This window comes from Bacillus sp. FSL M8-0071, from assembly GCF_037975455.1.
Taxonomy (GTDB): Bacteria; Bacillota; Bacilli; order Bacillales; family Bacillaceae; genus Bacillus; species Bacillus subtilis.
Map to the genome: position 1 here is coordinate 35001 of NZ_CP150256.1, position 24003 is coordinate 59003.

Sequence of the window (24003 nt, forward strand, 5' to 3'; positions counted from 1 at the left end):
TACAATATCCGTTTTAAGGGGAGGCTAACTGTACGGAGGTGGAGAAGATGGACGAAACAGTTAAACTTAATCATACATGTGTGATTTGTGATCAAGAGAAGAATAGAGGCATTCATCTTTATACGAAATTCATATGCTTAGATTGTGAGAGAAAAGTAATTTCTACATCAACTTCTGATCCTGACTATGCGTTTTACGTAAAAAAACTAAAGAGCATTCATACACCGCCATTATATTCATAGACCTGAAAAGGTCTTTTTTTGTACTCTTAATAATAAAAAGAAGATGAAACTTGTTTAAGGATTGAACGTAGTAGATAATAATATTAAAACTGAGTATAGACACAGGAGTCGATTATCTCATGCAGAGATTTTTTCACTTTTTGATGTGGAGTTTAACTAGCAGTGCGACTTTTGTTTTCATTGGAATATTGAGCTTTTTTGGTTTAAACCAGTCGCTTTTTTTATCTATTGTTTATGGGCTTGCTTCTGGAGCAGCCGTATATATAGCTGGCATCTGGAATGCAAGACGGTTATTTCTTAAAAAGCATGAATTGACAGGAAGAGAGTATGCTTATATTAAGAAAAATTTAGAGGAAGCAAGGCAGAAAATGATCCGTCTTAGGAAAGCCTTGTTTCAGGCTAAAAGCATTCAAATGTTTAAGCAAAATGCAGAAATGCTAAGGATTGTGAGAAGGATTTATCTCCTCACCAAAAAAGAGCCAAAGCGGTTTTATCAGGCAGAACGATTTTTTTATCAAACTCTCGATTCGGTTGTTGAATTGACAGAGAAGTATGCTTTTCTATCATCTCACCCAAAAAAAAGCAAAGAACTGTCGATGTCGTTAAGTGAGACACGCATCACTCTTACTGAATTGACCAAGCGTTTAGAGGAAGATTTAACTCAAGTAATGGGTGATGAAATTGACGAGTTGCAGTTTGAATTAGACGCAGCAAAACATTCATTAAAGAAATAAGGGAAGAGGGTAAGAGCGATGAACCGAGACCAAAGCGACCTTCATATAGATGAATTATTGGCAGATCCTTTTGGTGGTAACATAGAGATACCAGGTTCGGAGGCTGTAAAAGCAGAGAAAGAGCAAGTACGGCTTGTTGATGTTCTTCCTGAGGAAAACAAGGAAAAAGCAATTCAGCTTGCTGGACAGATTGATCATAAAAATATGCAAAGCATTGTCTTATACGGTTCACAAGCTCAATCTAAACTGCTGAACTTTTCTCATGATATGATTAATCATGTTCAAAAGAAGGATGTCGGGGAGATTGGCGAAATACTTGGAGAGCTGATGAAAAAGCTGGAGCAAGTAAATCCTGATGATCTCCAATCTAAGAAAAAGGGTTTTTTGGCACGCATGTTTGGAAGAGTATCAAGTTCTCTTCAAGAGGTGCTGTCTAAATACCAAAAGACCAGTGTGCAGATAGACAAAATCAGCTTGAAGCTGGAGCACTCTAAAAATGCTTTAATCAGTGACAACAAGCTGTTAGAGCAGTTATATGAAAAAAATAAAGAATATTTTGCCGCGCTGAATGTTTATATTGCTGCAGGAGAACTGAAGCTGGAGGAATTAAAAACAAAAACGATTCCTGAACTGAAGCAACAGGCTGAATCGAGTGATCATAACCAAATGGCCGTTCAAGAGGTGAATGATTTAATTCAATTTGCTGACCGGTTAGATAAAAGGGTGCATGATTTGCTGCTGAGCAGGCAAATTACAATCCAAAGTGCACCGCAAATCAGGCTGATTCAAAATACAAACCAAGCGTTAGCTGAAAAGATTCAGTCATCCATTGTGACAGCGATTCCGTTATGGAAAAATCAAGTTGCCATTGCACTGACGCTTTTAAGGCAGCGCAATGCAGTGGATGCACAGCAGAAAGTATCTGATACAACCAATGAGCTTTTGCTGAAAAATGCGGAGCTTTTAAAAACCAATACAATTGAAACTGTACGAGCAAATGAACGAGGCCTTGTTGATATAGATACCTTAAAAAAGGTGCAGGAAAGCTTAATAAGCACGCTTGAAGAAACACTGACTATACAAGAAGAAGGACGAATCAAACGCCGTCAGGCAGAAGAAGAGCTGATGATGATGGAAGGCGACCTAAAGCAAAAGCTGCTTACAATAAAGGAAAGATAGTTACCAGTAAGTCTGGCTTTAAGTTCTGTCAGAGGCACGATATAATAAGGTGTAAGAAGACACATTCAAAGGATTGTTTTCATGAACACACCTTTATATAAAGCATTAATTCAACATGCGAGAAGAAATTCTCATTCATTTCATGTTCCGGGACATCACAATGGAGATGTCTTTTTTGATGACGCTAAGTCAATATTCGATCCGCTTCTCACCATTGATGTAACTGAACTGGCAGGACTGGATGATCTCCATCATCCTTCTGGGGTGATTAAGGAAGCTCAGGAGCTTGCCAGTCAATTATATGGATCGGCGGAAAGTTTTTTTCTGGTAAATGGTACGACTGTCGGAAACTTAGCGATGATTTTATCTGTTTGTGAACCTGGTGATACAATTCTGGTTCAAAGAAACTGTCATAAATCTGTATTTCATGCTGTTGATTTGTCCGGTGCTGAGCCGGTTTATCTTGCACCTGACGTTGATTCAGCGATGCATGTGCCTACGCATGTTCCGCTTGGAACAATTAAAGAGGCCCTGGAAGCATATCCAGATGCGAAAGGCTTGGTACTTACCAATCCGACATATTACGGACATAGTGCTGATTTGACTGAGATCATTACTGAAGCCCATCATTACGGGATTCCTGTTTTGGTCGATGAAGCGCATGGCGCACATTTTATTTTAGGTGAGCCTTTTCCGGTCTCAGCTTTAAAAATGGGGGCAGATATTGTTGTTCAGTCGGCCCACAAAACGTTGCCTGCCATGACGATGGGTTCTTATTTGCATCTCAACAGCAGCTGCAGGATTAACAGGGATCGGGTGGCAGAGTATTTAAACCGATTACAAAGCAGCAGCCCGTCTTATCCGATTATGGCTTCGTTAGATATTGCCCGCGCTTATGTACAGCATATTATAGAAGAACAAAAGCTTTCTGACATTCTGCAGCGGATACAAACACTTAAACAAACGTTTGATTCACTTACAAATGCTGAAGCTGTTAACCCTGCTAATCCACTGATCATCACGGACCCGCTGAAGCTCACAATTCGTTCAAAACGCGGGCATTCTGGCTATACGCTGCAAAGCATTTTAGAGCGTGCTAACATATTCACTGAGCTTGCTGATGAAAATCAAGTTCTGCTCGTTCTCCCATTGGGGGGAAAACGGAGAATAAATGCTGAAACCATTAGAAGCATTGATGAAGAGATTGAGAAAACGCCTCCGGATCAGGCGTTTGTTTCTGCAGAATGGGGAGTGCAGCCTGTTACTGTCTTGCCTTATCCAAAAAAGGTCTTACATTCGTTTAAGAAAGAATATGTGGACTTTGAGGAAGCAGCTGGCCGGCTGAATGCAGAAGATATCATCCCTTATCCTCCGGGTATCCCGATGATTATGGCGGGAGAAAGAATAACAAAAGAAAGTGTGCAAAAGCTCAGCCGCTTGATCAGCATGAAAACGCATGTTCAAGGGAATATGAAAATCAAAGAGAAACAACTACTTGTTTATATAGAAGAGGAGAAATCATGAGCGGTTTATTTATTACATTCGAAGGTCCTGAAGGTGCAGGAAAAACGACTGTTCTGCAGGAGATCAAAAACATACTGACAGCAGAAGGCCTTCAGGTTATGGCAACTCGAGAGCCAGGCGGAATAGATATTGCAGAACAAATTCGAGAGGTTATTCTGAATGAGAACAATACATTAATGGACCCAAAAACAGAAGCTCTCTTATATGCGGCTGCAAGACGCCAGCATTTAGTTGAAAAAGTAAAACCTGCTTTAGAACAGGGGTTTATCGTTCTTTGCGACAGATTCATAGACAGTTCTCTTGCGTATCAAGGATATGCAAGAGGACTTGGAATTGATGAGGTTCTGTCCATTAATGAATTTGCCATTGGAGATATGATGCCCCATGTAACGGTTTATTTTTCAATTGATCCGGAAGAAGGACTGAAGCGTATTTACGCAAACGGCTCACGGGAGAAAAACAGGCTCGATTTAGAAAAACTGGACTTTCATACAAAAGTACAAGAAGGTTATCAAGAGCTGATGAAGCGATTTCCGGAAAGATATCATTCAGTTGATGCCGGTCAATCCAAAGACCTCGTCGTTCAGGATGTTCTAAAGGTAATCGATGAAGCGTTGAAAAAAATTCAATTGTGACCTGTTTCCCAATAGTTGATATAATAATGTAAACGAGATCACGTTGTTTCCAATCTAAAGGAGGCCTTCACAGATGAAATTGATAGTGGCAGTTGTACAAGATCAGGACAGCAACAGACTTTTGAAAACCTTAACGGATCACAACTTCAGAGTCACAAAGCTTGCGACGACAGGAGGATTTCTTAAATCAGGCAATACAACGTTTATGATCGGTGTCGAGGATATACGCGTCAATAAAGCGTTGAGTCTCATTAAAGAAAACGGGCAGAAACGTGATCAGATGATTGCCCCTGTATCTCCAATGGGCGGAAATGCTGATTCCTATGTCCCTTATCCAGTCGAAGTTGAAGTTGGCGGAGCGACAGTATTTGTCCTTCCAGTCGATGAATTTCATCAATTTTAAGGATCTGAAACTGTGAAAATTAATAAAGATATACGTACATTTATAGATAATAAGCAGATTCCCTCTGTGAAAACATCTGAGATCACAGCATCGTTTAAAACATCAATGGAAAACCAAAGCAGCAAAATGAAGCTTGATCAGCTTACCAGGCTGTTATCTGATATAGAAGCATTCGGAAAAAGGCTAACGAAATCTCGGAATTTTAAAGACTTAGCGAGATTTAAAGGACTTGTGAAACGTTTTGTCAAAGAAGCTGTGGACAGCGGCCTTTCACATGAAACATCGAAAAGCTTTGACCTTTACGGGAACAGCAGAACGCTGGGACTTGTGAAAGAAATAGATGACAAATTGATACAGCTTACGGAAGAGATGATGGATCAGGAAAAACCGGCAATTGATTTGCTGGAGCGTATTGGCGAAATAAAAGGTTTATTAATTAACCTTTACACATAGAGAGTGATACAATGGCAATATCCTGGAAGGAAATGAACGAGCTTCAGCCCAGAGTGATGAAGCTTTTATATAATAGTATTGAGAAGGACAGACTATCACACGCTTATTTGTTTGAGGGGAAAAAAGGAACAGGCAAGCTTGACGCCGCGCTGCTTCTTGCAAAAAGCTTCTTTTGTCTGGAGGGTGGCGCGGAGCCTTGTGAGAGCTGCCGAAACTGTAAACGGATAGAGTCAGGGAACCATCCTGATCTCCATCTTGTTCAGCCTGATGGCTTATCAATCAAAAAGGCGCAAATTCAAGCGCTCCAAGAAGAGTTTTCTAAGACAGGACTTGAATCGCATAAAAAGCTGTATATTATTTCGCACGCAGATCAAATGACAGCAAATGCGGCGAACAGCCTGCTGAAATTTTTAGAAGAACCGAACAAAGACACAATGGCCGTCCTCATCACTGAGCAGCCCCAAAGGTTATTGGATACCATCATTTCAAGATGCCAAACCCTTCCTTTTCAGCCTTTGCAGCCGAAAGCAATTGAAGACAGACTGATCGAACAGGACGTCTCGCCTCATATGGCAAGGCTTCTGGCCAACATGACTAATAATGTAGCAGAAGCAGTCGAATTAAGTCGAAATGATGAGTTTGCAGAGTCTAGAGCGAAAGTGATAAAATTGTATGAAGTCCTACACCAGCGGAAAGGACATGCTTTTTTCTTTATTCAAGATCAATGGATGCCCTTTTTCAAAGAAAAAACCCATCAAGAAATGGGTCTTGATATGCTCTTATTGATATATCGTGATGTGTTGTCCATCCAAATAGGAAATGAAGATAAATTGATTTATCAAGACTTATTCCAATCAATAAAACAGCATGCGCTACAATCAACACAACAAAGCGTTACGAATCAGATACTTGCTGTTTTAGAAGCAAAGAAACGGCTTCATTCCAATGTGAATGTACAAGGATTAATGGAGCACTTGGTGTTAATGTTGCAGGAGGGATAAGCTTGTACAATGTAATTGGTGTCCGCTTTAAGAAAGCGGGTAAAATATATTATTTTGATCCGAATGGATTTCATATAGAACATGACAGCTGCGTAATTGTAGAAACTGTCAGAGGCGTTGAGTACGGCCAGGTCGTAATTGCAAATAAACAGGTGGATGAGCATGATGTGGTGCTTCCCCTTCGAAAAGTGATACGTGTGGCAGACGAGCGCGATCTTCTCATTGTAGAAGAAAATAAACAGGAAGCACTATCAGCATTTGATATCTGCCAAAAGAAAGTGATTGATCATGGCTTGGATATGAAGCTGGTCGATGTTGAATTCACGTTTGATCGCAATAAAGTCATTTTTTACTTCACTGCTGACGGCCGAGTCGACTTTAGAGAGCTTGTAAAGGATTTGGCTTCTATCTTTAAGACAAGAATTGAGCTGCGCCAAATCGGAGTAAGGGATGAGGCAAAAATGCTCGGAGGAATCGGTCCTTGCGGAAGAATGCTTTGCTGTTCAACGTTCCTTGGAGATTTTGAACCCGTTTCCATTAAAATGGCCAAGGATCAGAACTTGTCTTTAAATCCTACGAAGATTTCGGGTCTTTGCGGACGATTGATGTGCTGTCTAAAATATGAGAACGATGAGTATGAGACGGCAAAAGAACAGCTTCCGGATATAGGAGAAATGATTACGACAGCAAACGGTCCCGCGAAGGTCGTCGGACTAAATATTCTGGAACGGGTGCTTCAGGTGGAACTGATAAACCGTGAAAAAGTGATAGAATATACTTGGGAAGAGCTCTTGGAAGAGGGCGTCGTATCCGCACAAACCACAGATTAACGAGGTGTGGAACCTTGGATAAAAAAGAGTTATTTGATACAGTCATTAACTTAGAAGAACAAATTGGCTCACTGTACCGGCAGCTGGGGGATTTGAAGCAGCATATCGGTGAGATGATTGAGGAAAATCATCATTTACAGCTTGAAAACAAGCATTTGCGCAAACGGCTGGACGATACGACGCAGCAGATTGAAAAGTTCAAAGCTGATAAAAAAGAATCAAAAACACAGAAGACAGAGCAAACTGATATAGGGGAAGGATATGATAATCTGGCACGTCTGTATCAAGAAGGATTTCATATCTGCAATGTCCACTATGGAAGTGTTCGAAAAGAGGATTGTCTTTTCTGTCTGTCATTCTTAAATAAAAAATAGGGAAAAGGCTTCCGCATAAGACGGGAGCCTTTTTCAAAGGTACTGAAAGGATAAGAAGATGGTTTCATTACATGATGATGAAAGATTAGATTATTTGCTGGCAGAGGACATGAAAATCATACAAAGCCCAACAGTGTTTGCTTTTTCGTTGGACGCTGTGCTTCTGTCCAAATTTGCGTACGTTCCGATTCAAAAAGGGAAAATTGTTGATTTATGCACCGGCAATGGTATTGTGCCGCTGCTGCTCAGTACAAGATCAAAAGCAGACATTCTGGGAGTCGAAATTCAAGAACGGCTGCATGATATGGCTGTTCGCAGCGTGGAGTATAATAAGCTGGACGATCAGATCCAGATCATACATGATGACCTGAAAAACATGCCGGAGAAACTTGGACATAATCGATATGATGTTGTCACCTGCAATCCGCCGTATTTTAAAACGCCGAAACAAACTGAACAAAACATGAACGAGCATCTCCGAATCGCAAGACATGAAATCCACTGCACGCTGGAGGATGTCATTTCAGTCAGCAGCAAGCTGCTCAAGCAAGGGGGAAAAGCAGCTCTTGTTCACCGGCCGGGAAGGCTTCTGGAGATTTTTGAACTGATGAAGGCTTATCAAATCGAGCCGAAACGTGTACAATTTGTCTATCCGAAGCAAGGGAAAGAAGCCAATACCATTCTGGTTGAAGGTATCAAAGGCGGGCGCCCAGATTTGAAAATTCTTCCTCCCTTATTCGTTTATGATGAACAAAATGAATATACAAAAGAAATCAGGACCATTTTATATGGAGACAAATAACCATTTCTTCTACGTCGTGAAATGTAAGGACAATAGCTGGTATGCCGGATATACCAACGATCTGCATAAACGAGTGAAAACGCACAATGATGGAAAGGGCGCAAAGTACACAAAAGTAAGACGTCCGGTTGAATTAATTTTTGCCGAGAGCTTTTCAACAAAGCGGGAAGCTATGCAGGCGGAATATTATTTCAAAAAACTAACTCGGAAGAAAAAAGAGCTTTATATAGAAGAAAAGCGGAACAGCAAGGAGGCTGTATATGTTAAGGCGCCAAAAGAGCTTTAATGGAAAGTCGGACATGGGGATTCTTTACTTGGTCCCAACCCCAATCGGAAATCTAGAGGATATGACATTCCGGGCGATCGACACGCTGAAATCGGTGGATGCGATTGCTGCGGAAGATACGAGGCAAACGAAAAAGCTTTGTCATGTATATGAAATTGAAACACCGCTCGTCAGCTATCACGAACACAATAAAGAAAGCAGTGGGCACAAAATTATTGAATGGCTGAAGTCGGGAAAAAACATTGCTCTTGTCAGTGATGCTGGTCTGCCGACGATTTCTGATCCCGGAGCGGAAATTGTAAAGGATTTTACGGATATAGGCGGTTATGTTGTTCCGTTGCCGGGAGCAAATGCCGCATTAACAGCTCTTATTGCTTCAGGTATTGTACCGCAGCCTTTTTTCTTTTACGGTTTTCTCAACAGACAGAAAAAAGAAAAGAAGAAGGAGCTTGAAGCCCTTAAAAAACGGCGGGAAACGATCATTTTTTATGAAGCGCCTCACAGATTGAAGGAAACCTTGTCAGCGATGGCAGAGATATTAGGAGATCGGGAAATTGCTGTAACGCGTGAACTCACTAAGAAATATGAAGAGTTTATCCGAGGAACGATATCCGAGGTCATTGGATGGGCAAACGAAGATCAGATACGCGGCGAGTTTTGTCTTGTCGTAGAAGGAAGTAATAATGAAGAGGTAGATGAGGAAGAACAATGGTGGGAAACCCTCACTGCGAAAGAACATGTCGAGCATTACATCTCGAAAGGCGCTACGTCTAAAGAAGCCATTAAAAAAGCAGCAGTCGATCGCAATGTACCAAAGCGTGAAGTGTACGATGCTTACCATATTAACCAATAAAAAAACGTTCTTGTGTCATAACAAGAACGTTTTTTGTACAAGAAATGATTATTTAAGGTTTTGAAGCTGGTTTTGGATTTCGCTGATGATTTGCTCAGCGCCTTCTTTACTAAGAACCAATTTACCGCCTGCAAGTTTAAGGTTATCATCAGAAACTTCACCAGTTACTTGGCAAGTCATGTTTGGTTTATATTTTTTAAGGATGATTTTTTCATCATCAACATAGATTTCAAGAGCATCTTTTTCTGCGATTCCAAGAGTACGACGCAGTTCGATAGGAATAACTACACGTCCTAATTCATCAACTTTACGTACAATACCAGTAGATTTCATAAACATTCTCCTCCCAAGAGATACTTATTTGTTTAAATTATATTTTTCTTCGTCATTATTCGACAAAATCCTTACCTTCATAGCATAACAAGGTTTCCAATAATCGTCAATCATTTTGTTTACTATTGATTGTAAGAATTAGTTCTTATAGTCAGTAATGTCTTAGAAACTACCGAAATAACAGCATTTTATAAATATTTAATAAAGCTATTATCCTACTAAAAATCCTTTTAAATCAAGACTTTCGAACCAAAGTTTTTTATTTCATTTGATTATATACGACAAAATTCGACACGAACAGACTTTTTTTATTTTCATTAAAGATTTTTAATTTTAATTATTCTTTTTCAGGGTGTATGTATATATTCTTGATCTTAAAGGCTAAGATGGTATCATAGATAAAGGATAAATATAAATAATATTCATATATGATTTGCACTTATCGCCGCTCTCGTCCTTTGGGCGGGAGCTTTTTGACATTCTGATTAGGAGGTTTCAAGATGCCGCAAGAAAACAATACATTTTACATTACAACACCGATTTATTATCCGAGCGGAAAATTACATATCGGCCATGCATATACGACAGTCGCAGGAGATGCAATGGCACGTTACAAAAGATTAAAAGGGTTCGATGTTCGCTATTTAACGGGAACGGACGAGCATGGACAAAAGATCCAGCAAAAAGCTGAACAGGAAAACATTACACCTCAGGAGTATGTGGATCGCGCAGCGGCAGATATTCAAAAACTGTGGAAGCAGCTTGAAATCTCAAACGACGACTTTATCCGCACGACAGAAAAACGGCATAAAGTTGTCATTGAAAAGGTGTTTCAAAAGCTTCTTGATAACGGGGACATCTATCTTGATGAGTATGAAGGCTGGTACAGCATCCCTGATGAAACGTTCTACACGGAAACTCAGCTCGTTGATATTGAGCGGAATGAAAAGGGAGAGGTCATCGGCGGAAAAAGCCCTGACAGCGGTCACCCAGTTGAATTGATCAAAGAGGAATCTTATTTCTTCCGCATGGGGAAATACGCGGATCGACTTCTGAAATACTATGAAGAAAACCCGACATTCATTCAGCCAGAATCACGCAAAAACGAAATGATTAATAACTTTATCAAACCTGGACTTGAGGATTTGGCAGTATCACGTACCACTTTTGATTGGGGCGTGAAGGTGCCGGAAAATCCAAAGCATGTTGTATATGTTTGGATTGACGCACTATTTAACTATTTAACGGCACTCGGTTATGATACAGAAAATGATGAGCTTTATCAAAAATATTGGCCTGCCGATGTTCATTTAGTCGGTAAGGAGATTGTACGATTCCATACTATTTACTGGCCAATTATGCTGATGGCGCTGGATCTTCCGCTGCCAAAGCAAGTATTCGCGCATGGATGGCTTTTGATGAAAGACGGAAAAATGTCGAAATCAAAAGGAAACGTTGTAGATCCGGTTACATTAATTGAACGCTATGGTTTAGACGAACTTCGCTATTACTTGCTTCGCGAAGTGCCGTTCGGATCAGACGGTGTTTTCACGCCGGAAGGATTTGTTGAGCGAATCAACTATGATTTAGCGAATGATTTAGGAAATCTATTGAATCGTACTGTTGCGATGATCAATAAGTATTTTGACGGACAAATTGGTTCTTACAAAGGTGCTGTTACGGAATTTGACCAAACGCTCACTTCTGTTGCTGAAGAAACAGTGAAAGCTTATGAGAAAGCAATGGAAAATATGGAGTTCTCGGTAGCACTTTCGACTTTATGGCAGCTCATCAGCCGCACAAACAAATACATTGACGAGACAGCTCCATGGGTGCTTGCGAAAGATCCGGCAAAAGAAGAAGAATTGCGATCAGTTATGTATCATCTCGCTGAATCATTGCGTATTTCAGCGGTACTGCTTCAGCCATTCTTAACAAAAACACCTGAAAAAATGTTCGAGCAGCTGGGCATTACTGATGAATCTTTAAAAGCTTGGGACAGCATTACAACTTTCGGCCAGCTGAAAGATACAAAAGTACAAAAAGGCGATCCATTGTTCCCTCGTTTAGAGGCAGAAGAAGAAATTGCTTACATCAAAGAGAAAATGCAAGGTTCGGCACCAGCGAAAGAAGAAACAAAAGAAGAAGAGCCGCAAGAGGTCGATCGTTTACCTGAAATTACGATTGATCAATTTATGGATGTAGAGCTTCGCGTAGCTGAGGTCATTGAGGCAGAACCAGTGAAAAAAGCAGACCGTTTATTGAAGCTGCAGCTTGATCTTGGTTTTGAAAAGCGCCAAGTGGTATCCGGCATTGCGAAGCATTATACGCCTGAAGAGCTTGTTGGAAAAAAACTCGTTTGTGTAACAAATCTAAAACCGGTTAAACTCAGAGGAGAGCTTTCTCAAGGTATGATCCTTGCAGGAGAAGCAGACGGCGTTTTAAAGGTCGTATCTATCGATCAGTCGTTACCAAAAGGCACAAGAATTAAATAATGATAAACAAAAGGTGTTTCACGTGTAACAATTCGTCGAACACCTTTTGTGTTTCGACAAGAAAGGAGTTTTTCACTTATGTTGTTTGACACTCACGCGCATTTAAATGCAGAACAATATGATACTGATCTTGAAGAGGTTATTGAACGGGCAAAAGCTGAAAAAGTTGAACGAATTGTCGTAGTTGGTTTTGACCGTCCGACGATTACCCGTGCGATGGAAATGATTGAGGAATATGATTTTATTTATGCAGCCATTGGCTGGCACCCTGTTGACGCTATTGACATGACAGAGGAAGACTTAGCGTGGATTAAAGAGCTTTCTGCTCATGAGAAAGTGGTAGCGATAGGGGAAATGGGACTGGATTATCATTGGGATAAATCACCTAAAGATATTCAAAAAGAGGTGTTTAGAAAACAAATCGCCTTAGCGAAAGAGGTCAATTTGCCTATTATAATTCATAACCGTGATGCAACGGAGGATGTCGTGACCATTTTGAAAGAGGAAGGCGCAGAAGCTGTGGGCGGAATCATGCACTGCTTTACAGGAAGTACGGAAGTGGCAAGAGAATGCATGAAAATGAATTTTTATTTATCATTTGGGGGACCGGTGACATTTAAAAATGCGAAGAAACCGAAGGAAGTAGTGAAGGAAATTCCCAATGACCGGCTGCTGATTGAAACGGACTGCCCGTTTCTCACACCGCACCCTTTCCGCGGGAAAAGAAATGAGCCAAGCTATGTGAAATATGTGGCAGAACAAATCGCCGAATTAAAAGAAATGACCTTTGAAGAGATTGCTTCCATCACGACTGAAAATGCGAAAAGACTTTTCCGTATAAACTGACAAAAAACGCTAGCGGGTTTTGTAAGAGCTTGTCCCTTACAGCGTTTTTCTATAAAAGTTCTACATGCTTTCTTCTCCTCATAGGATAGGTTTGTCGACAAGTCTTTCTTCCGTTTCTCAGTGTATTTCAGGATAATGAAGAGGACACTGAGCTTTTGGGAGAAAGAGAAGGGAGGGTTGACAGCCTTTTAGATACTCTATATAATCTCTCCGAGGAGAAGGAGGCGTTTTTCATCACACAAAAAATGAAAAAGCTGTTTTCCGTAAAGCTTAGCAAAAGCAAAGTCATTCTGGTTGCTGCTTGTTTGCTTTTGGCAGGAAGCGGGACTGCGTACGCGGCTCATGAGCTGACGAAACAATCAGTCTCAGTTTCTATCAATGGCAAAAAGAAACATATACGCACACATGAAAATACAGTCGGTGATCTTTTGGAGACGCTTGATATAAAGACAAGAGACGAAGACAAGATCACACCTGCTAAACAGACAAAGATAACAGCAGACATGGACGTTGTGTATGAGGCTGCAAAACCTGTGAAGCTTACAATAAACGGGGAAGAAAAGACGTTATGGTCAACAGCAAAAACGGTCGGTGCATTACTGGACGAACATGATGTTGATGTGAAAGAACAAGATCAAATTGATCCCGCAATAGATACAGATATTTCGAAAGACATGAAGATTAACATAGAGCCCGCATTTCAGGTTACTGTGAATGATGCAGGGAAACAAAAGAAGATCTGGACGACTTCGACTACGGTCGCTGACTTTTTAAAACAGCAAAAGATGAACATAAAAGACGAAGATAAAATCAAGCCTGCGTTAGATGCAAAGCTGACGAAAGGAAAGGCTGATATTACAATTACTCGTATCGAAAAGGTCACCGATGTAGTTGAAGAGAAGATTGCGTTCGATGTGAAAAAGCAAGAAGACGCTTCTCTTGAAAAAGGGAAAGAAATGGTCGTCCAAAAAGGAAAAGAAGGCAAGCTAAAAAAACATTTCGAAGTCGTTAAAGAAAACGGTAAAGAAGTGTCCAGAGAGCTTGTAAAAGAAGAAACAGCTGAACAAAGCAAAGATAAAGTGATTGCTGTCGGCACAAAGCAAAGCAGTCCAAAAGTTGAAACGGTCAGTGCTTCAGGTGATTCAAAAACAGTTGTGTCCCGCAGCAATGAATCAACAGGCAAAGTCATGACTGTATCATCTACGGCTTATACGGCAAGCTGCAGCGGTTGTTCAGGACATACAGCGACAGGCGTCAATTTAAAAAATAATCCGAATGCCAAAGTCATCGCTGTGGATCCAAATGTCATTCCGCTAGGCTCCAAAGTCCACGTGGAAGGCTATGGATATGCCATTGCTGCAGATACCGGTTCAGCGATTAAAGGGAACAAGATAGACGTCTTTTTCCCAGAGAAATCATCGGCGTACCGATGGGGAAATAAAACAGTCAAAATTAAAATCTTAAATTAGTATATAATTATGTATTCAGAGGGTTTTGCGCCCTCTGTTTTTTTCGTTATAATAGACAAAGTGCATTTTCTGCTTATTAGACGCTCGACATAAGAAAAAGTTTCATGAATATACAAAAGTTTTTATTTTGTCTTGGAGGAAATAATGAAAATTAAAGAGATCATTGTGGTCGAGGGGCGTGACGATACGGCCCGCATCAAATTGGCTGTTGATGCAGACACAATTGAAACAAATGGTTCAGCCATCGATGATCATGTGATTGACCAAATCCGTTTGGCCCAGAAGACCAGAGGCGTCATTATTTTAACGGATCCGGACTTTCCGGGAGAGAAGATTCGCAAAACCATCTCAGAGGCTGTACCCGGCTGTAAGCATGCATTTTTGCCAAAACATCTTGCCAAACCTAAAAACAAGCGGGGAATTGGTGTGGAGCATGCATCGGTTGAAAGCATTAGGGCATGTTTAGAAAATGTGCATGAGGAGATGGAAGCGCAGCCGAGTGACATTTCAGCTGAGGATTTGATTCATGCCGGACTAATAGGCGGACCTGCGGCCAAACGCCGCCGGGAACGACTGGGTGATCTGTTGAAAATCGGCTATACAAATGGTAAACAGCTTCAAAAACGGCTGCAAATGTTTCAAATTAAAAAAAGTGATTTTATGAGTGCGCTCGATACCGTTATGCGGGAGGAACAGAATGAATAAAGATATTGCGACACCGATTAGAACGAAAGAGATACTGAAGAAATACGGTTTTTCTTTTAAAAAGAGCTTAGGACAGAATTTCTTAATTGATACGAACATTTTAAACAGAATTGTCGATCACGCGGAAGTGACGGAGAAAACAGGTGTCATTGAAATCGGCCCGGGAATCGGGGCTTTAACCGAACAGCTTGCCAAGCGGGCGAAAAAGGTCGTGGCATTTGAGATTGACCAGCGACTATTGCCGATTCTGAAGGATACACTGTCACCTTACGACAATGTCACTGTCATTCATCAGGACGTGTTAAAGGCTGATGTCAAATCGGTCATTGAAGAACAATTTCAAGATTGTGATGAGATTATGGTAGTTGCCAACCTTCCTTATTACGTAACAACACCGATTATCATGAAACTGCTTGAAGAACATCTTCCGCTGAAAGGAATTGTGGTCATGTTGCAAAAAGAAGTGGCTGAGCGCATGGCGGCTGATCCTTCATCTAAGGAGTACGGCTCGCTTTCAATCGCGGTGCAGTTTTATACAGAAGCCAAAACGGTGATGATCGTTCCGAAAACCGTATTTGTTCCTCAGCCTAATGTCGATTCCGCAGTCATCCGTCTGGTTCTCCGAGACGGCCCGGCAGTGGACGTGGAAAACGAATCCTTTTTCTTTCAGCTCATCAAGGCAAGCTTTGCACAGCGCCGTAAAACGCTGCTCAATAACTTAGTTAACAATCTGCCTGAAGGAAAAGCACAAAAATCAACGATTGAGCAAGTGCTCAAAGAAACAAATATTGACGGTAAGCGCCGAGGTGAATCCCTGTCTATTGAGGAGTTCGCAGCGCTGTCTAACGGATTGTATAAAGCCCTTTTCTAAAAGGGCTTTTTGTTTTGCGCACCACATGGACTGCCGCTACATAGGCTAGAGAAGGACCTTTCATTCAATGATAAGAAAAAACTTGGACTCAGCGAAAAAAGGCGCTTTCTCAAGGCTCTTTCTTTCATGATGAGGCTTAGTCTATGTGTGGAGTGAGGAACGTGCAATTTCAAATAGGGGATATGGTAGCCAGAAAATCCTATCAGATGGATGTTTTGTTTCGAATTATAGGAATAGAGCAAACAAGCAAAGGAAATTCAATTGCCATTTTGCATGGAGATGAAGTCAGGCTGATTGCTGATTCGGATTTTTCTGATCTGGTAGCAGTGAAAAAAGATGAGCAGATGATGCGGAAAAAGAAAGATGAGAGCAGAATGAATGAGTCGCTCGAATTGCTCCGCCAGGATTATAAGCTGCTCAGAGAAAAACAGGAGTACTATGCGACAAGCCAATATCAGCATCAGGAGCATTATTTCCATATGCCGGGCAAAGTGCTTCATCTGGATGGCGATGAAGCATATCTGAAAAAATGCCTGAATGTCTATAAAAAAATTGGAGTGCCGGTCTATGGCATCCATTGCCATGAAAAGAAAATGTCTGCTTCTATTGAAGAATTGCTCGACAAATATCGACCTGACATCCTGGTGATCACAGGGCATGATGCTTACTCAAAGCAAAAGGGCGGTATTGATGATTTGAATGCGTACAGACATTCTAAGCACTTTGTTGAAACAGTTCAAACAGCCCGAAAAAAGATCCCTCACTTAGATCAGCTTGTTATTTTTGCGGGGGCTTGCCAATCCCATTTTGAATCACTCATCAGAGCGGGTGCGAATTTTGCGAGTTCGCCATCAAGAGTCAATATTCATGCGCTTGATCCGGTATATATCGTCGCGAAGATCAGCTTTACGCCGTTTATGGAACGGATCAATGTATGGGAAGTGCTCCGTAATACGCTGACACGAGAGAAAGGGCTTGGAGGTATTGAAACAAGAGGAGTACTGAGAATTGGCATGCCTTATAAATCCAATTAACAGTTGAAAACCTGCATAGTAGGTCTATGCGGGTTTTTTATTTTGCATAATGATACATAATTTACCGAAACTTGCGGAACATAATTGAGGAATCATAGAATTTTGTCAAAATAATTTTATTGACAACGTCTTATTAACGTTGATATAATTTAAATTTTATTTGACAAAAATGGGCTCGTGTTGTACAATAAATGTAGTGAGGTGGATGCAATGGCGAAGACGTTGTCCGATATTAAAAGATCGCTTGATGGGAATTTAGGTAAAAGGCTGACGTTAAAAGCAAACGGTGGCCGCCGAAAAACGATTGAGCGTTCGGGCATTTTAGCTGAGACGTACCCTTCTGTTTTTGTGATACAACTAGATCAAGACGAGAACTCGTTTGAAAGAGTTTCATACAGTTATGCTGATATTTTGACTGAGACTGTTGAGCTGACATTTAATGATGACGCCGCAAGCTCAGTGGCATTTTAACGGGCAGTGAACCTTTTGTTTACTGCTTTTTGTTTTGCCCTTTTTTGGTTTCCAATAATTTTAACGAAAGTTCCATCTGATTTAACAAAAGATAAAACAGTCACATATTATCGTGACGTGCACGAATGGCTATCACTTCTAAAAAAGGGGTTGTTTCGTTTGGGCAGACGTCGTGGAGTTATGTCAGATGAGTTTAAATATGAGCTGGCTAAAGACCTTGGTTTTTATGACACAGTAAAAAATGGCGGCTGGGGCGAAATTCGGGCCCGCGATGCCGGTAACATGGTGAAGCGTGCCATTGAAATCGCCGAACAGCAAATGGCTCAGAATCAGAATAACCGATAAGGATGTGACCCGGGGGACGTGCTGTTCCCTGGTTTTTTTATTTTGGATATAAATACATAATGGGCTGAATATGGATATGTTCATCCTGTACTTCAAATGTGATACAATGTTCATACTTATGTTTAGATGGAGAAGTAGGTGAAAGCTATGCGTATTTTAGAAAAAGCGCCAGCTAAGATCAATCTGTCACTTGACGTCACCCGAAAACGCCCGGATGGCTATCATGAAGTCGAAATGATCATGACGACAATTGATTTAGCTGATCGAATTGAATTGACGGAGCTTGCAGAGGATGAAGTGAGGGTTTCCTCCCACAACCGATTTGTGCCTGATGACCAAAGAAACTTAGCTTATCAGGCTGCCAAGCTGATCAAGGACAGATACAACGTGAAAAAGGGAGTTTCCATCATGATTACGAAGGTAATTCCGGTGGCTGCCGGTCTTGCCGGCGGAAGCAGTGATGCGGCGGCGACGCTCAGAGGGCTGAACAGACTGTGGAATTTAAATCTGTCTGCGGAAACGCTTGCTGAGCTTGGAGCGGAAATTGGCTCTGACGTTTCATTTTGTGTCTATGGCGGAACTGCATTAGCAACAGGGCGCGGCGAGAAAATTAAACATATCAGCACGCCTCCGCACTGCTGGGTCATTTTAGCGAAGCCGACAATTGGTGTTTCAACTGCTGAAGTGTACAGAGCGCTGAAACTGGATGGTATAGAGCATCCCGATGTACAAGGCATGATCGAGGCGATAGAAGAAAAGAGTTTTCAGAAGATGTGCAGCCGTTTAGGCAATGTGCTTGAATCTGTTACACTCGATATGCATCCTGAAGTTGCGATGATCAAAAACCAGATGAAACGCTTTGGTGCAGATGCCGTGTTAATGAGCGGGAGCGGCCCGACAGTGTTTGGACTGGTTCAGTATGAGTCGAAGGTGCAGAGAATTTATAACGGGTTAAGAGGCTTCTGCGATCAAGTTTATGCGGTGAGAATGATCGGCGAACAGAACGCTCTTGATTAAATCCGTATGTTAAGTTATATTGATCTTAAAATATTCGGATTTTGGGGGTAAGTTCATGAAGTTTCGTCGCAGCGGCAGATTGGTGGACTTAACAAATTATTTGTTAACCCATCCGCACGAGTTAATACCGCTAACCTTTTTCTCTGAGCGGTATGAATCTGCAAAATCATCCATCAGTGAAGATTTAACAATTATTAAACAAACCTTTGAACAGCAGGGGATTGGTACTTTGCTTACTGTTCCCGGAGCTGCCGGAGGCGTTAAATATATTCCGAAAATGAAGCAGGCTGAAGCTGAAGAGTTTGTGCAGACACTTGGACAGTCGCTGGCAAATCCTGAGCGTATCCTTCCGGGCGGTTATGTATATTTAACGGATATCTTAGGAAAGCCATCTGTACTCTCCAAGGTAGGGAAGCTGTTTGCTTCCGTGTTTGCAGAGCGCGAAATTGATGTTGTCATGACCGTTGCCACGAAAGGCATCCCTCTTGCGTACGCAGCTGCAAGCTATTTGAATGTGCCTGTTGTGATCGTTCGTAAAGACAATAAGGTAACAGAGGGCTCCACAGTCAGCATTAATTACGTTTCAGGCTCCTCAAACCGCATTCAAACAATGTCACTTGCGAAAAGAAGCATGAAAACGGGTTCAAACGTACTCATTATTGATGACTTTATGAAAGCAGGCGGCACAATTAATGGTATGATTAACCTGTTGGATGAGTTTAACGCAAATGTGGCGGGAATCGGCGTCTTAGTTGAAGCCGAAGGAGTAGATGAACGTCTTGTTGATGAATATATGTCACTTCTTACTCTTTCAACCATCAACATGAAAGAGAAGTCCATTGAAATTCAGAATGGCAATTTTCTGCGTTTTTTTAAAGACAATCTTTTAAAGAATGGAGAGACAGAATCATGACAAAAGCAGTCCACACAAAACATGCCCCAGCGGCAATCGGGCCTTATTCACAAGGGATTATCGTCAACAATATGTTTTACAGCTCAGGCCAAATCCCTTTGACTCCTTCAGGCGAAATGGTGAACGGCGATATTAAGGAGCAGACTCATCAAGTATTCAGCAATTTAAAGGCGGTTCTGGAAGAAGCGGGTGCTTCTTTTGAAACAGTTGTCAAAGCAACTGTATTTATCGCGGATATGGAACAGTTTGCGGAAGTAAACGAAGTGTACGGACAATACTTTGACACTCACAAACCGGCGAGATCTTGTGTTGAAGTCGCGAGACTCCCGAAGGATGCGTTAGTCGAGATTGAAGTTATTGCACTGGTGAAATAATAAGAAAAGTGATTCTGGGAGAGCCCGGGATCACTTTTTTATTTACCTTATGCCCGAAATGAAAGCTTTATGACCTAATTGTGTAACTATATCCTATTTTTTCAAAAAATATTTTAAAAACGAGCAGGATTTCAGAAAAAATCGTGGAATTGATACACTAATGCTTTTATATAGGGAAAAGGTGGTGAACTACTGTGGAAGTTACTGACGTAAGATTACGCCGCGTGAATACCGATGGTCGCATGAGAGCGATTGCATCCATCACGCTGGATCACGAATTTGTTGTACATGATATTCGTGTGATTGATGGAAACAATGGTCTTTTCGTTGCGATGCCGAGTAAACGCACCCCTGATGGAGAGTTCCGCGATATTGCTCATCCTATTAATTCAAGCACGCGAGGAAAGATTCAAGATGCCGTGTTAAATGAGTATCATCGTCTGGGTGACACTGAAGCATTAGAATTCGAAGAAGCTGGAGCTTCTTAAAAAATAACCAAAAAGCAAGGACTGCTGAAAGGGCTGACATAAGCCTTTTGCCGGCGGTCCTTTTTTTAATTCTGATTTTTCAAACTTAGTTGCACTCAATAGAAAATTCTTGCACTTCATGAAGTCTCCTTGAAATCAGAAGATATTTAGGATATATTTTTCTATGGATAAAAGGGATATTGGAGGCCAATAAATGGATAAGCGGTTTGCAGTTGTTTTAGCGGCTGGACAAGGAACGAGAATGAAATCGAAGCTTTATAAAGTCCTTCATCCAGTTTGCGGTAAGCCTATGGTAGAGCACGTCGTGGACGAAGCCTTAAAATTATCTTTATCGAAGCTTGTCACGATTGTCGGACATGGTGCGGAAGAAGTGAAAAAGCAGCTTGGTGATAAAAGCGAGTACGCGCTTCAAGCAGAACAGCTTGGCACTGCTCATGCTGTAAAACAGGCACAGCCATTTCTTGCTGACGAAAAAGGCGTCACGATTGTCATTTGCGGAGATACGCCGCTTTTGACAGCAGAGACGATGGAACAGATGCTGAAAGAACATACACAAAGAGAAGCGAAAGCTACGATTTTAACTGCGGTTGCAGAAGATCCAACCGGATACGGCCGCATTATTCGCAGCGAAAACGGAGCGGTTCAAAAAATCGTTGAGCATAAGGACGCCTCTGAAGAAGAACGTCTTGTAACTGAGATCAACACCGGTACGTATTGTTTTGACAATGAAGCGCTATTTCGGGCTATTGATCTGGTGTCTAATGATAATGCCCAAGGCGAGTATTATTTGCCGGATGTCATAGAGATTCTTAAAAATGAAGGCGAAACTGTTGCCGCTTACCAGACTGGTAATTTCCAAGAAACGCTCGGAGTTAATGATAGAGTTGCTCTCTCTCAGGCAGAACAATTTATGAAAGAGCGCATTAATAAACGGCATATGCAAAATGGCGTGACGTTGATCGACCCGATGAATACGTATATTTCTCCTGACGCTGTTATCGGAAGCGATACTGTGATTTACCCTGGAACTGTGATTAAAGGTGAGGTGCAAATCGGAGAAGATACGATTATTGGCCCTCATACGGAGATTATGAATAGTGCCATTGGCAGCCGTACGGTTATTAAACAATCGGTAGTCAATCACAGTAAAGTGGGGAATGATGTAAACATAGGACCTTTTGCTCACATCAGACCTGATTCTGTCATCGGAAATGAAGTGAAGATCGGGAATTTTGTAGAAATTAAAAAGACTCAATTCGGAGACCGAAGCAAGGCATCTCATCTAAGCTATGTCGGCGATGCTGAGGTAGGCACTGATGTAAACCTGGGCTGCGGTTCAATTACTGTCAATTATGATGGAAAGAATAAGTATTTGACAAAAATTGAAGATGGCGCGTTTATCGGCTGCAATTCCAACTTGGTTGCCCCTGTCACAGTCGGAGAAGGCGCTTATGTGGCGGCAGGTTCAACTGTTACGGAAGATGTACCTGGAAAAGCACTTGCTATTGCCAGAGCGAGACAAGTAAATAAAGACGATTATGTGAAAAATATTCATAAAAAATAATCCTAAATTCGGAGGTTTATCCATGTCTAATCAATACGGAGATAAGAATTTAAAGATTTTTTCTTTGAATTCGAATCCAGAGCTTGCAAAAGAAATCGCAGATATAGTTGGAGTTCAATTAGGGAAATGTTCTGTCACAAGATTTAGTGACGGGGAAGTCCAAATTAATATCGAAGAAAGTATTCGCGGATGTGATTGTTACATCATCCAGTCTACAAGTGACCCCGTTAACGAGCATATTATGGAACTGCTGATTATGGTAGATGCGTTAAAACGCGCTTCTGCAAAAACGATTAACATTGTTATTCCTTATTACGGTTATGCGCGTCAAGACAGAAAAGCAAGATCCCGTGAGCCAATCACAGCTAAACTTTTCGCTAACCTGCTTGAAACAGCCGGTGCGACTCGTGTGATTGCACTTGACCTGCATGCGCCGCAAATTCAAGGATTCTTTGATATACCGATTGACCACTTAATGGGTGTTCCGATTTTAGGAGAATATTTTGAAGGCAAAAATCTTGAAGATATCGTCATTGTTTCACCAGACCATGGCGGTGTGACACGTGCCCGCAAACTGGCTGACCGACTAAAAGCGCCAATTGCGATTATCGATAAACGCCGTCCGCGTCCAAACGTGGCGGAAGTCATGAATATTGTAGGTAACATCGAAGGGAAGACTGCTATCCTCATCGATGACATTATTGATACTGCAGGTACGATTACACTTGCTGCTAATGCGCTCGTTGAAAACGGAGCGAAAGAAGTATATGCATGCTGTACACACCCTGTACTATCAGGCCCTGCGGTAGAACGGATTAATAATTCAACAATTAAAGAGCTTGTTGTGACAAACAGCATCAAGCTTCCTGAAGAAAAGAAAATTGAACGCTTTAAGCAGCTTTCAGTCGGACCGCTTCTGGCCGAAGCGATTATTCGCGTTCATGAGCAGCAATCAGTCAGCTATCTGTTCAGCTAAACCATTTTTCGAGGTTTAAATCCTTATCGTTATGGGTATTGTTTGTAATAGGACAACTAAAACGACAATAGGATGGTGCTGAATATGGCAACTTTAACGGCAAAAGAAAGAACGGACTTTACTCGTTCGTCTCTTCGAAATATCCGTACTTCAGGACATGTTCCAGGTATCATATATGGGAAGGATACGGGTAACAAACCTGTGTCATTAGACAGTGTGGAGCTCATCAAAACGCTGAGGGACGAAGGCAAAAATGCAGTCATTACGCTTGAGGTCAGCGGAGAAAAACACTCAGTCATGGTAACAGACCTGCAGACGGACCCGCTGAAAAATGAAATCACTCATGCTGATTTTCAAGTAGTTAATATGAGTGAGGACATTGAAGTGGAAGTTCCGATTCATCTGACCGGAGAAGCCATTGGAGTGAAAAACGGAGGCGTACTGCAGCAGCCGTTATATGCACTTACTGTAAAGGCCAAGCCAAAAGCCATTCCGCAAACGATTGAGGCTGATATTTCAAGCCTCGATGTAAATGAAGTACTGACGATTGCGGATTTGCCTGCTGGCGGTGACTACTCCTTTAATCATGAATCAGATGAGGTTGTGGCTTCAATCCTTCCTCCGCAGCAGCAGGAAGCAGCTGAGGTCGATGAAGAGGAATCTGCCGATGCTCAGCCTGAAGGTGAAAACGAACAATAATAGCTTAAGGCGTAACCCTCCCGCGGTTACGTCTTTTGTGCTAGAATGAGAAGAATTATAGCCCGTTTATGAAGACGGGAGTTATGT

General features: G+C 41.5%; 29 protein-coding genes. 28 read left to right on the plus strand and 1 reads right to left on the minus strand.

The features are described 5' to 3' along the window. The first annotated feature begins 47 nt into the window (after positions 1 to 47). The 13 genes from csfB (at position 48) to rsmI (ending at position 9316) form a co-directional block, all read left to right on the plus strand. Positions 48 to 242, plus strand: a complete 195-nt coding sequence (csfB, locus tag MKX71_RS00180; RefSeq protein ID WP_003243294.1) for an anti-sigma-G factor — start codon at positions 48 to 50, stop codon at positions 240 to 242. Between the two features lie 119 nt (positions 243 to 361). Then, complete coding sequence (locus MKX71_RS00185) at positions 362 to 976, plus strand: 5-bromo-4-chloroindolyl phosphate hydrolysis family protein (RefSeq protein ID WP_069963934.1); 615 nt, start codon at positions 362 to 364, stop codon at positions 974 to 976. 18 nt (positions 977 to 994) lie between these two features. Further along, positions 995 to 2155, plus strand: coding sequence for a toxic anion resistance protein (locus tag MKX71_RS00190; protein WP_033885427.1), 1161 nt, complete (start codon positions 995 to 997; stop codon positions 2153 to 2155). An 81-nt stretch (positions 2156 to 2236) separates the two neighbouring features. Beyond that, on the plus strand, positions 2237 to 3679 hold the full coding sequence (locus MKX71_RS00195; protein WP_167407781.1) for an aminotransferase class I/II-fold pyridoxal phosphate-dependent enzyme: 1443 nt from the start codon (positions 2237 to 2239) through the stop codon (positions 3677 to 3679). Continuing rightward, positions 3676 to 4314: a dTMP kinase gene (tmk, locus tag MKX71_RS00200; protein ID WP_038428261.1), complete on the plus strand. Its 639-nt coding sequence runs from the start codon at positions 3676 to 3678 to the stop codon at positions 4312 to 4314. Before MKX71_RS00195 ends, tmk begins: the two co-directional genes overlap by 4 nt. Positions 4315 to 4387: 73 nt before the next feature. Beyond that, positions 4388 to 4717, plus strand: a complete 330-nt coding sequence (gene darA, locus MKX71_RS00205) for a cyclic di-AMP receptor DarA (RefSeq protein WP_003242755.1) — start codon at positions 4388 to 4390, stop codon at positions 4715 to 4717. A 12-nt stretch (positions 4718 to 4729) separates the two neighbouring features. Next, positions 4730 to 5170, plus strand: a complete 441-nt coding sequence (locus tag MKX71_RS00210) for a YaaR family protein (protein ID WP_009966249.1) — start codon at positions 4730 to 4732, stop codon at positions 5168 to 5170. A gap of 11 nt (positions 5171 to 5181) precedes the next feature. Further along, positions 5182 to 6171 (plus strand): DNA polymerase III subunit delta', encoded by a 990-nt coding sequence (holB, locus tag MKX71_RS00215; RefSeq protein ID WP_003244417.1) that lies wholly within the window; start codon positions 5182 to 5184, stop codon positions 6169 to 6171. A 2-nt stretch (positions 6172 to 6173) separates the two neighbouring features. Continuing rightward, positions 6174 to 7001, plus strand: coding sequence for a competence/sporulation regulator complex protein RicT (ricT, locus tag MKX71_RS00220; RefSeq protein ID WP_151261945.1), 828 nt, complete (start codon positions 6174 to 6176; stop codon positions 6999 to 7001). Positions 7002 to 7015: 14 nt separating this feature from the next. Beyond that, positions 7016 to 7375: a replication initiation-control protein YabA gene (gene yabA / locus MKX71_RS00225; RefSeq protein ID WP_003218308.1), complete on the plus strand. Its 360-nt coding sequence runs from the start codon at positions 7016 to 7018 to the stop codon at positions 7373 to 7375. A 58-nt stretch (positions 7376 to 7433) separates the two neighbouring features. Beyond that, entirely contained in the window at positions 7434 to 8177 is a 744-nt protein-coding gene (locus tag MKX71_RS00230; RefSeq protein ID WP_003244526.1) for a tRNA1(Val) (adenine(37)-N6)-methyltransferase, read from the plus strand. Then, complete coding sequence (locus MKX71_RS00235; protein ID WP_163130845.1) at positions 8164 to 8463, plus strand: GIY-YIG nuclease family protein; 300 nt, start codon at positions 8164 to 8166, stop codon at positions 8461 to 8463. The genes MKX71_RS00230 and MKX71_RS00235 overlap by 14 nt, the downstream gene beginning before the upstream one ends. Continuing rightward, positions 8438 to 9316: a 16S rRNA (cytidine(1402)-2'-O)-methyltransferase gene (gene rsmI / locus MKX71_RS00240; RefSeq protein ID WP_339231618.1), complete on the plus strand. Its 879-nt coding sequence runs from the start codon at positions 8438 to 8440 to the stop codon at positions 9314 to 9316. Before MKX71_RS00235 ends, rsmI begins: the two co-directional genes overlap by 26 nt. 48 nt (positions 9317 to 9364) lie before the next feature. Here the strand turns inward: rsmI and abrB are convergent, their stop codons facing one another. Beyond that, complete coding sequence (gene abrB / locus MKX71_RS00245) at positions 9365 to 9655, minus strand: transition state genes transcriptional regulator AbrB (protein ID WP_003226760.1); 291 nt, start codon at positions 9653 to 9655, stop codon at positions 9365 to 9367. A 494-nt stretch (positions 9656 to 10149) separates the two neighbouring features. Between abrB and metG the strand changes: the two genes are divergently transcribed. From metG to MKX71_RS00320, 15 genes are all read left to right on the plus strand, one after another. Next, positions 10150 to 12144, plus strand: a complete 1995-nt coding sequence (gene metG / locus MKX71_RS00250) for a methionine--tRNA ligase (RefSeq protein ID WP_089172433.1) — start codon at positions 10150 to 10152, stop codon at positions 12142 to 12144. Between the two features lie 78 nt (positions 12145 to 12222). Continuing rightward, positions 12223 to 12990: a TatD family hydrolase gene (locus tag MKX71_RS00255; RefSeq protein ID WP_220396527.1), complete on the plus strand. Its 768-nt coding sequence runs from the start codon at positions 12223 to 12225 to the stop codon at positions 12988 to 12990. Positions 12991 to 13145: 155 nt separating this feature from the next. Next, positions 13146 to 14459, plus strand: coding sequence for a ubiquitin-like domain-containing protein (locus MKX71_RS00260; RefSeq protein ID WP_339231619.1), 1314 nt, complete (start codon positions 13146 to 13148; stop codon positions 14457 to 14459). Between the two features lie 144 nt (positions 14460 to 14603). Next, complete coding sequence (gene rnmV, locus MKX71_RS00265) at positions 14604 to 15164, plus strand: ribonuclease M5 (protein ID WP_015253010.1); 561 nt, start codon at positions 14604 to 14606, stop codon at positions 15162 to 15164. After that, positions 15157 to 16035 (plus strand): 16S rRNA (adenine(1518)-N(6)/adenine(1519)-N(6))-dimethyltransferase RsmA, encoded by an 879-nt coding sequence (rsmA, locus tag MKX71_RS00270; protein WP_041054370.1) that lies wholly within the window; start codon positions 15157 to 15159, stop codon positions 16033 to 16035. The genes rnmV and rsmA overlap by 8 nt, the downstream gene beginning before the upstream one ends. A 161-nt stretch (positions 16036 to 16196) precedes the next feature. Then, a complete protein-coding gene (gene prtG / locus MKX71_RS00275) occupies positions 16197 to 17069 on the plus strand; it encodes a sporulation-specific protease PrtG (protein WP_014475574.1) in 873 nt (290 codons plus the stop codon). Positions 17070 to 17279: 210 nt separating this feature from the next. After that, entirely contained in the window at positions 17280 to 17540 is a 261-nt protein-coding gene (locus MKX71_RS00280) for a Veg family protein (RefSeq protein WP_003218330.1), read from the plus strand. A 159-nt stretch (positions 17541 to 17699) separates the two neighbouring features. After that, positions 17700 to 17885, plus strand: coding sequence for a small, acid-soluble spore protein, alpha/beta type (locus MKX71_RS00285; RefSeq protein WP_003218333.1), 186 nt, complete (start codon positions 17700 to 17702; stop codon positions 17883 to 17885). 147 nt (positions 17886 to 18032) lie between these two features. Then, positions 18033 to 18902, plus strand: a complete 870-nt coding sequence (gene ispE / locus MKX71_RS00290) for a 4-(cytidine 5'-diphospho)-2-C-methyl-D-erythritol kinase (RefSeq protein WP_003226742.1) — start codon at positions 18033 to 18035, stop codon at positions 18900 to 18902. 55 nt (positions 18903 to 18957) lie between these two features. Next, entirely contained in the window at positions 18958 to 19815 is an 858-nt protein-coding gene (gene purR, locus MKX71_RS00295; protein WP_003218342.1) for a pur operon repressor, read from the plus strand. Beyond that, on the plus strand, positions 19812 to 20189 hold the full coding sequence (gene ridA / locus MKX71_RS00300) for a 2-iminobutanoate/2-iminopropanoate deaminase (protein ID WP_003226738.1): 378 nt from the start codon (positions 19812 to 19814) through the stop codon (positions 20187 to 20189). Before purR ends, ridA begins: the two co-directional genes overlap by 4 nt. Positions 20190 to 20383: 194 nt before the next feature. Next, positions 20384 to 20677 carry a septation regulator SpoVG gene (gene spoVG / locus MKX71_RS00305; RefSeq protein ID WP_003218346.1) on the plus strand — a complete coding sequence of 98 codons (294 nt, stop codon included), beginning with the start codon at positions 20384 to 20386 and terminating at the stop codon, positions 20675 to 20677. A 193-nt stretch (positions 20678 to 20870) separates the two neighbouring features. After that, complete coding sequence (glmU, locus tag MKX71_RS00310) at positions 20871 to 22241, plus strand: bifunctional UDP-N-acetylglucosamine diphosphorylase/glucosamine-1-phosphate N-acetyltransferase GlmU (protein ID WP_017696375.1); 1371 nt, start codon at positions 20871 to 20873, stop codon at positions 22239 to 22241. A gap of 22 nt (positions 22242 to 22263) precedes the next feature. Beyond that, entirely contained in the window at positions 22264 to 23217 is a 954-nt protein-coding gene (locus MKX71_RS00315) for a ribose-phosphate diphosphokinase (protein WP_003218353.1), read from the plus strand. A gap of 84 nt (positions 23218 to 23301) precedes the next feature. Beyond that, positions 23302 to 23916, plus strand: a complete 615-nt coding sequence (locus tag MKX71_RS00320; RefSeq protein WP_003243443.1) for a 50S ribosomal protein L25/general stress protein Ctc — start codon at positions 23302 to 23304, stop codon at positions 23914 to 23916. The last annotated feature ends 87 nt before the right edge of the window (positions 23917 to 24003 follow it).